The sequence below is a fragment of the Bowmanella yangjiangensis genome (genome assembly GCF_017255015.1).
GTDB lineage: Bacteria > Pseudomonadota > Gammaproteobacteria > Enterobacterales > Alteromonadaceae > Bowmanella > Bowmanella yangjiangensis.
In genome coordinates this window covers 1-302 of the sequence record NZ_JAFKCS010000852.1, presented here as the reverse complement: position 1 = coordinate 302, position 302 = coordinate 1, and the positions used below count along the sequence as shown (strand labels likewise).

Annotated in this window: 1 pseudogene; it reads right to left on the bottom strand. The window is 65.9% G+C overall.

The window, feature by feature from the left end:
- Positions 1-302, bottom strand: a pseudogene (locus J0A65_RS26945) (DUF2157 domain-containing protein); the annotation flags it as partial.

Below are 302 nucleotides of genomic sequence, written 5' to 3'. Positions count from 1 at the left end.
AGTTTGGCGAACAGCATGATCAGGGCGAAGACCAGCCCGGTGCTGACCACTTCGCTCCAGCCACGGCGAATGCCCAGCCAGATCGCCAACCCTGAGAGGGCGAGGCCGAGGGTCTGATAGAACGCCTCGATCCACCCCGTTGACCAGCCGAGATAGCTGCCGCCGCCCCAGTAGGACAGCACCAGCACCGGGCCGAGCAGATAGAGCAGCCCCATCACCCGGTAGCAGGCCGCGAACCCCAGGTAGCGGCGCTGATCCCACCCCTGCGGCACGAGCAGCAATGCGGTCAGCGGCATGAACAG